Origin of the sequence: Rufibacter ruber, from assembly GCF_001647275.1 — a bacterium.
In the GTDB taxonomy this organism is placed as follows: Bacteria; Bacteroidota; Bacteroidia; order Cytophagales; family Hymenobacteraceae; genus Nibribacter; species Nibribacter ruber_C.
Window position 1 is genome coordinate 140,755 of sequence record NZ_LRMM01000004.1, and the last position, 6,527, is coordinate 147,281.

Sequence of the window (6,527 nt, forward strand, 5' to 3'; positions counted from 1 at the left end):
TCAAAATCAGTAGGAATGGCTTATTTTTTTAGCCCAAGCTCTACCAGACGCTCGTTCAGAAAGTCACCGGCGGTAATATCTGGGAACTGCTTGGGGTTCTGCGCGTCAATGCAGCTCTCCAGACAGGTCAAATCCATCTCAGAGCGCGGGTGCATGAAGAACGGAATGGAGTAGCGGGACGTGTTCATGAGCTCACGCGGCGGGTTCACCACGCGGTGAATGGTAGACTTGAGCTTGTTGTTGGTGTGGCGGCTCAGCATATCGCCCACATTGACCACAATCTGCTCTGGCAGGGCGGTGATGGGAATCCATTTGCCGTCACGGCGCAGCACTTGCAGGCCATCGGCGCTTGCGCCCATCAACAGGGTGATCAGGTTGATGTCTCCGTGTTCGGCGGCGCGTACGGCATCTGCTGGCACGCTGTCTGGGTCTTCAATAGGGAAGTAATGGATGGCACGCAGAATGCTGTTCCCGTTATGCACCTTGTCATCAAAGTAATTCTCTGGCAGCTCCAGGTACAGGGCAATGGCGCGCAGCATGTTCTTACCGGCTTCCTCCAGTAACTTGTAGGCGGTAGACGTGGCCGGCTGGAAGTCTTCTACCTCAGCGGGCCAAACGTTCTCTGGATATTCGTCTTTGATAGGGTCATTGTCGGTCACCATCTGGCCCACGTGGTAGAACTCCTTGAGGTCACCGGTGTTGCGGCCTTTGGCGTGTTCTTTCCCTTTGCCCACGTAGCCGCGCTGACCAGCCAGGCCCGGGATCTCATATTTGCTTTTTACCTCATCTGGCAGCCCAAAAAACTCCTGGGTAGAAGCGTATAACCGTTTGGTCAGGTCATCACTGAGGCCGTGGTTTTTAATGGCCACAAACCCAATGTTCTGGTATGCCTCGCCCAACGCCTGCACAAAAGCAGCTTTGCGGGCAGGATCGCCAGACGTGAAGTCGGCTAAGTCTAAAGAAGGGATTTCCTCTAATAATTTCTCGCTCATGGTCTTCTAATGACGGGTTGTAAAATATGGGTGTTGAGGGGGCTGCAAGTTACAAATTTTCTACCTTTGAAACATTCTACGTATTTGTACGAAAACCATTCCTATGAAAAAGAAACATTTATCTTTTGTAGCCATTGCCGCTCTGCTCATAGCGAGCGCCTGTGATGGGAACCGTTCTGCTTCCACCACTGATACTGACAGCACTGCCACCGCTGACCACAGCATGGGGCATGACAGTGCGGGTGTACAGCATGCGGGCACCATGGGTACGCCCATGGAAAAGGGCGGTTTGAAAGTGTATTCCTACAGCAACTCGGTAGACTTCCCAGACGCTGACCTTGACTTGAACCAGCCGGAGAAAAACGGGAAAGTGGCAGGTGACTCCGTGCAGTTTGAGTACGAGGTGAAAAACTACCAGTTGAGCCAGCAGACCCCAGACGCTGCCACCCATGAGCATGCCAACTCCAAAGAGGGGCAGCACATCCACAACATTGTAGACAACGAGCCCTATACCGCCCACTACAAACCCAGCTTCAAGAAAGCCATTGAGCCGGGCCAGCACGTGGTGCTGTCTTTCCTGTCACGGTCATACCATGAGAGCATCAAGCATAAAGACGCCTATGACCTGCGGGTGATCACGGTGGGCAACGGTGGCAAGAGCAACCTTAAGTTTGATGAAGGCGGGCAGCACCTGTTCTACAGCCGTCCCAAAGGTGAATACAAAGGCGCTGACACCAAGAAGGTCATGCTGGATTTCTATCTGGTGAACACCTCGCTTGACAAAGGCGGCAACAAGGTGCGTGCGACCATCAACGGCAATGAGTTCATTCTGGACCAGTGGCTGCCGTACCTGGTAGAGGGCCTGCCTATGGGCGAAAACACCTTCAAGCTGGAGCTGATCAACAGCCAGGGCCAGGTGATCCCGGGGCCATTCAATACCGTAGAACGCAAAATTACCCTGAAGCAATAAGTGCAACCCCTGGCTAAAGCAGGTTGGCATTTTAGCTTTGAATGCGAAGAAGGGCCGTGTAAGCTTCTGCTATGGAGGCTCTAGAACCGGGTAGCTGCCCGCTACATGCAAGGTAGCTTCTGACTATGCTCCTTTGCCGCACGTAAAACAAATGCCCAACAGGTTCTTAGCAGAAAAGCCGCTCCCAACAGAGCGGCTTTTCTGTTTTGGGGCTGTTTTTGAAAAAACAGCCCCAAAACAGAAATCTCCTCCCAAAGGAGTGCTGGATTCAATCTTATTTGAAAAAGCGGAAGCCCGGCCCGTAAATGAAATACCGCCCAAAGTCCTTCAGAACTGGTTCCTGTTTTCGGCTTAGTTTTCTGAAAACAACCCTAAAACAGGAGTGGTTTTTGCCCCGAACTGGGCATTACCCTTCAGCTCCTTCTTGAAAGCCCTGTTGGTCTCTTTTCTCCTCAAGGGCAATGGCTTCTTCCTCCCCCTTCACCTCTACGCCGTAGTCTCCCAGCACATCTTCAATGTAGAGCATCTTCACCAGTACCATGACCACCGCTACCATAGGCACTGCCAGGAGCAGGCCCCACATGCCGGCAATGAGCCCCAGCAGCACCTGGCCCATGATGGTGAGAATGGGAGGGAGGTCAATGATCTTCTTCTGAACCAGCGGGGTGAGCACGTACCCTTCTAGGCTCTGCAGGGCAATAAAGAAGAGAACCACAGTGAGCGCCTTGGTGGGGTCCTGTACCAGCGCCAGCAAAACGGCGGGAGCCCCGGCAATGAACGGCCCAATATTGGGTATGAATTCCAGCAGACCGGCAAACACCCCCAGCAGCAGGGAAAGCGGTATCCCTATGATTGACAGGCCAACGGCGGTGAGAATGCCAATAACGGCCATAGCCAGCAGCGTGCCCTTTAGCCACCCCCAAAGCGTGTACCTAAGCACATGAAGCACCTCACGGGTTCTGGGTCTGCGGGGTTTAGGCACCAGCCGTACCAGCGCATTGGCGGTTTCGCGGGGTGAAGTGGCCAGGTAAATGCCAATCACCAGCACAATCAGCATATTTGCCAGCGCCCCAAAGGTGGTGGAGAAGAAAGAGAAGGCATTCCGCATGACGGAGCCCTGCCCTTTCAGCATCTGTTCTGGCGGCGGAATCTGCTTCAGGAGCTGCTGCCCGTAAGGCAACGCGGCAATCTGTTGCTTTAGTTTATCATAGGCCTCTGGAAGCGCTTTGCCCAATTGCTCAGACTGCTCAGACAGACTGGGCCCCAGATACATGAACAAACCCACTACCGCCCCTGCCAGAAGCAGGCAGACAATGCCCAATGACCACTTGTAAGGCACCTTGGTGTGCCGCTGCAGGAACGAGCTCAGGCCGTGCAGCAGAATACCAAAAAGCACGGCGGCAAAGAAAACCAGCAGCACCTGAAACGCCATTCTCACAATGGTGTAAAAAAGGAACAGGAGTGCCGCCACCAACGCCACCAGAAGAACTCTTTTCAGAAACTGGTGCGAGGAGGTAGAAGTTGTATTTGTGTGAGGTGCAGGGTTGGGTGTCATAGGCAACGGGAATAGAGAAAGACAGACCCTTTTACGTAGTACGTGCAAAAATTGCTATATATCATCAAAGTAATGTTGTGGGCCGAAGGAACTGGGCTGAAAGACGCTTCTTGAAAAAATGTGAGAAAAAAAGGATGGGAACGCAACTAATCCCGCGCATATCCGATAAAATGGATTCGCCTCTCTGTGTAGGGGCCGGCTGGCCGACGCCAGTCAGCAGACATTGTTCAAAACCATTATATTTATTTTACAACTATGGAAAATCAAACCAACCAACTGCCCCAGGCTGATGCCTCACAAGCCACTTCTTATGACCAGGATTCAGCCAACCGCACCAATGCTTCTGCTCAGGCAAACGGCAAAGGCGGCATGCTGGATAGCATTACAGGCAGCTTGAGCAACATTCAGGTGCCACAGGCGGTGAAAGACTTTGGGGCAACTTGCGCCCGCACGTATAACGGCCTGAGCACCACCCAAAAAGTAATTGGCGGTGCGGCCCTGGCACTGGGAGCCGGGTACCTGGCTGCCTCTAAACAAGGCTGGGTGAGCCAAGGCAAAATGGCCCTTAAAAACAGAAAAGCTGGCAAGAACGCGTAAGTGTAGCGGCACCGGCTTAAGAGCTTTTTTACATTTGCCTGTTGCGCTGCAAACGGGCCTTTAAAGAACCTGACATTGCGGTTGCCTTGCACCAGGCGCTGCTATGCTGCTCTAAAACGGGATAGAAGAACCTTTCGCCCCCCGTTTCGCCTGCAAAAGCAAAATGTAAACCAGCGCTAAAATAGAAAAGGCGACCACATCTTGTGGTCGCCTTTTCTATTTTGATATATTCTGTATTAGCGTCTGCCGCCCCGGTTGCCAGATGACCGCCGGTCATTGCTGCCGCTCCCTTGGGTGCTGGCTTGGCGGTTGTCTGGCCTTCTGCCGCTGTTCTGGCTTTGCCCGGTTCTGGGGCTTCGGCCTTGGCCGCCCCCGCGGTTGGCAGAAGGCGTAGAGCGGGCTTTGTCAGTTGACTTGCCGCCGCCAATGGGCAGTTTTTGGTAATCAGCATGATATGGCTGCTCTTCTTCAACGGGTATGGTCTGCTTGGTAAGCCGCTCAATATCCCGCAGGTAAGGCAGTTCTGTGTCATCACAGAAGGAAAGCGCCATGCCCTCAGCGCCAGCCCGGCCGGTACGGCCAATGCGGTGTACGTAGGTCTCCGGCTCATTGGGCAGGTCAACGTTGATCACGTGGGTTAAATCATCTACGTCAATGCCACGGGCGGCAATGTCTGTTGCCACCAGCGCTTTCAATTCATTGTTCTTGAACTGGGTAAGGGCTTTCACGCGCGTGCTCTGGGCTTTGTCACCGTGAATAGACTGCGCAGAGATGCCTACCTTAGACAGTTCTTTGGCAATGCGGTCTGCACCGTGCTTGGTGCGCGAGAAAACCAGGGCCCGTTGAATCTCGTCGCCTTTGAGCAAATGCTTCAGGAGGGCGCGCTTGTAGGTTTTCTCCACAAAAAACACTTTTTGGGCAATCTTCTCTGCGGTGCTGGAAACAGGGGTCACCTCTACATACACCGGCTCCCGAAGAATGCTGGAAGACAGTTTCTGAATTTCCTGCGGCATGGTGGCCGAGAACAGCAGCGTCTGGCGGTTGGCCGGTATCTGGGCAATGACTTTGCGCACGTCATGAATAAAGCCCATGTCCAGCATACGGTCAGCCTCATCCAGAATAAACGTTTCAATATGCTTGAGAGACAGCAGGCCCTGGTTCATGAGGTCCAGCAGACGGCCAGGGGTGGCCACCAGAATGTCTACCCCGCGTCTGATCTGCTCTACCTGCGGCACCTGCCCCACGCCGCCAAACACCACCGTGTGGCGTATTTTGGTATAGCGGCCGTAGGCTTTGATGCTGTCACCAATCTGTAGGGCCAGCTCACGGGTAGGGGTCAGGATCAAGGCCCTGATGGCTTTGGCCGGATGGGCGGGCCCGGCTTCATGCAGGCGCTGCAGCAGCGGCAAGCTGAAAGCCGCGGTTTTACCGGTTCCGGTTTGGGCGCAGCCCAGCAGGTCATCACCGTTTAGCACCGGCGGAATAGCCTGTTCCTGAATAGGGGTAGGGGAGGTATATCCTTCCTCCTGCAGGGCCTGCAGGATAGGGTCAATTAAATTAAGTTCTGAAAATGTCATGTTCAATCATAGCGGCCTACTTACGGCCAAAAATAAAAGGCGAGAGCATCAGCGCCCATCGCCTACCTTTTAAAGACACAAAGCTACACAAAAAGATTCAGTATGCGTTTTTCACCTGTTTTGGTGAAAACGGCTCATAAACAGAAGCTTTGTTGGTAGGGCGGTATGCTTTCTGAGGCAACCTTCACGCCTGAAAAGGGTTAAATATCTGGTAAATCTGCCTTGCCCCTTTCTAATGGGAGAAACGGCCGAATAAATGAACAAGACTATGGGATCTAAAAAGAAAGACAAAGAGCAAAAAAAGAAAAAGACCAAGAAGCCGTCTAAGAAACGTATGAATAAATGGCTGCGGGCGGGCTTAAGCGGGCTGGCAGGAGCCGTGGCGGTAACGGCCGTGCATGAAACGGTGCGGCGCTTCTACCCCAATGCCCCCCGTATGGATATTCTGGGCATGCGCGCCATCTCCAAAGGGCTGCACTACGCCGGAAAAACGCCACCTACTGAAGAAAGGCTGCACACTTGGTCCCTGGTGGGAGACATTGTCTCCAATGGGTTGTACTACAGCCTCACCGGTTCTAAAAAGAACGCACTGTGGCGGGGCTCCATTTTAGGGGCAGTGGCTGGAATTGGCGGCGTAGTGCTGCCCGGGCCCATGGGCTTAGGGACCGCCCCCAGCAACCGCACCCGTGAAACGCAGGCGCTCACCATTGCCTATTACCTTATGGCCGGAGTGGTGGCCGGTGCGGTGGGCAAATGGCTGAGGAAAGTGAAGGTGTAACGGTTACATTTCCCTTGTAAGGTTTCGGGGTGCTGTTTTCGGCCTGTTTTTTAGAAAA

Annotated in this window: 6 protein-coding genes; 3 read left to right on the plus strand and 3 right to left on the minus strand. The window is 53.5% G+C overall.

Annotated elements, in window-relative coordinates; genetic code table 11:
* Positions 1 to 20: 20 nt before the first annotated feature.
* The gene (locus A8O25_RS03075; protein ID WP_066830719.1) at positions 21 to 992 is read right to left on the minus strand and encodes an isopenicillin N synthase family dioxygenase; all 972 of its coding nucleotides are present in this window, start codon (positions 990 to 992) and stop codon (positions 21 to 23) included.
* A gap of 103 nt (positions 993 to 1,095) precedes the next feature.
* Between A8O25_RS03075 and A8O25_RS03080 the strand changes: the two genes are divergently transcribed.
* Positions 1,096 to 1,962, plus strand: a complete 867-nt coding sequence (locus A8O25_RS03080) for a hypothetical protein (RefSeq protein ID WP_066830722.1) — start codon at positions 1,096 to 1,098, stop codon at positions 1,960 to 1,962.
* A gap of 406 nt (positions 1,963 to 2,368) precedes the next feature.
* Here A8O25_RS03080 and A8O25_RS03090 read toward each other — a convergent pair whose 3' ends face one another.
* Positions 2,369 to 3,517 carry an AI-2E family transporter gene (locus tag A8O25_RS03090; protein ID WP_074987929.1) on the minus strand — a complete coding sequence of 383 codons (1,149 nt, stop codon included), beginning with the start codon at positions 3,515 to 3,517 and terminating at the stop codon, positions 2,369 to 2,371.
* A 255-nt stretch (positions 3,518 to 3,772) separates the two neighbouring features.
* Between A8O25_RS03090 and A8O25_RS03095 the strand changes: the two genes are divergently transcribed.
* A complete protein-coding gene (locus A8O25_RS03095; protein WP_066830731.1) occupies positions 3,773 to 4,114 on the plus strand; it encodes a hypothetical protein in 342 nt (113 codons plus the stop codon).
* Positions 4,115 to 4,350: 236 nt separating this feature from the next.
* On the opposite strand, the gene A8O25_RS03100 is transcribed toward A8O25_RS03095, so the two are convergent.
* Positions 4,351 to 5,691, minus strand: a complete 1,341-nt coding sequence (locus A8O25_RS03100) for a DEAD/DEAH box helicase (protein ID WP_066830733.1) — start codon at positions 5,689 to 5,691, stop codon at positions 4,351 to 4,353.
* A gap of 256 nt (positions 5,692 to 5,947) precedes the next feature.
* Between A8O25_RS03100 and A8O25_RS03105 the strand changes: the two genes are divergently transcribed.
* Positions 5,948 to 6,469 (plus strand): hypothetical protein, encoded by a 522-nt coding sequence (locus A8O25_RS03105; protein WP_338152723.1) that lies wholly within the window; start codon positions 5,948 to 5,950, stop codon positions 6,467 to 6,469.
* Positions 6,470 to 6,527 lie beyond the last annotated feature (58 nt).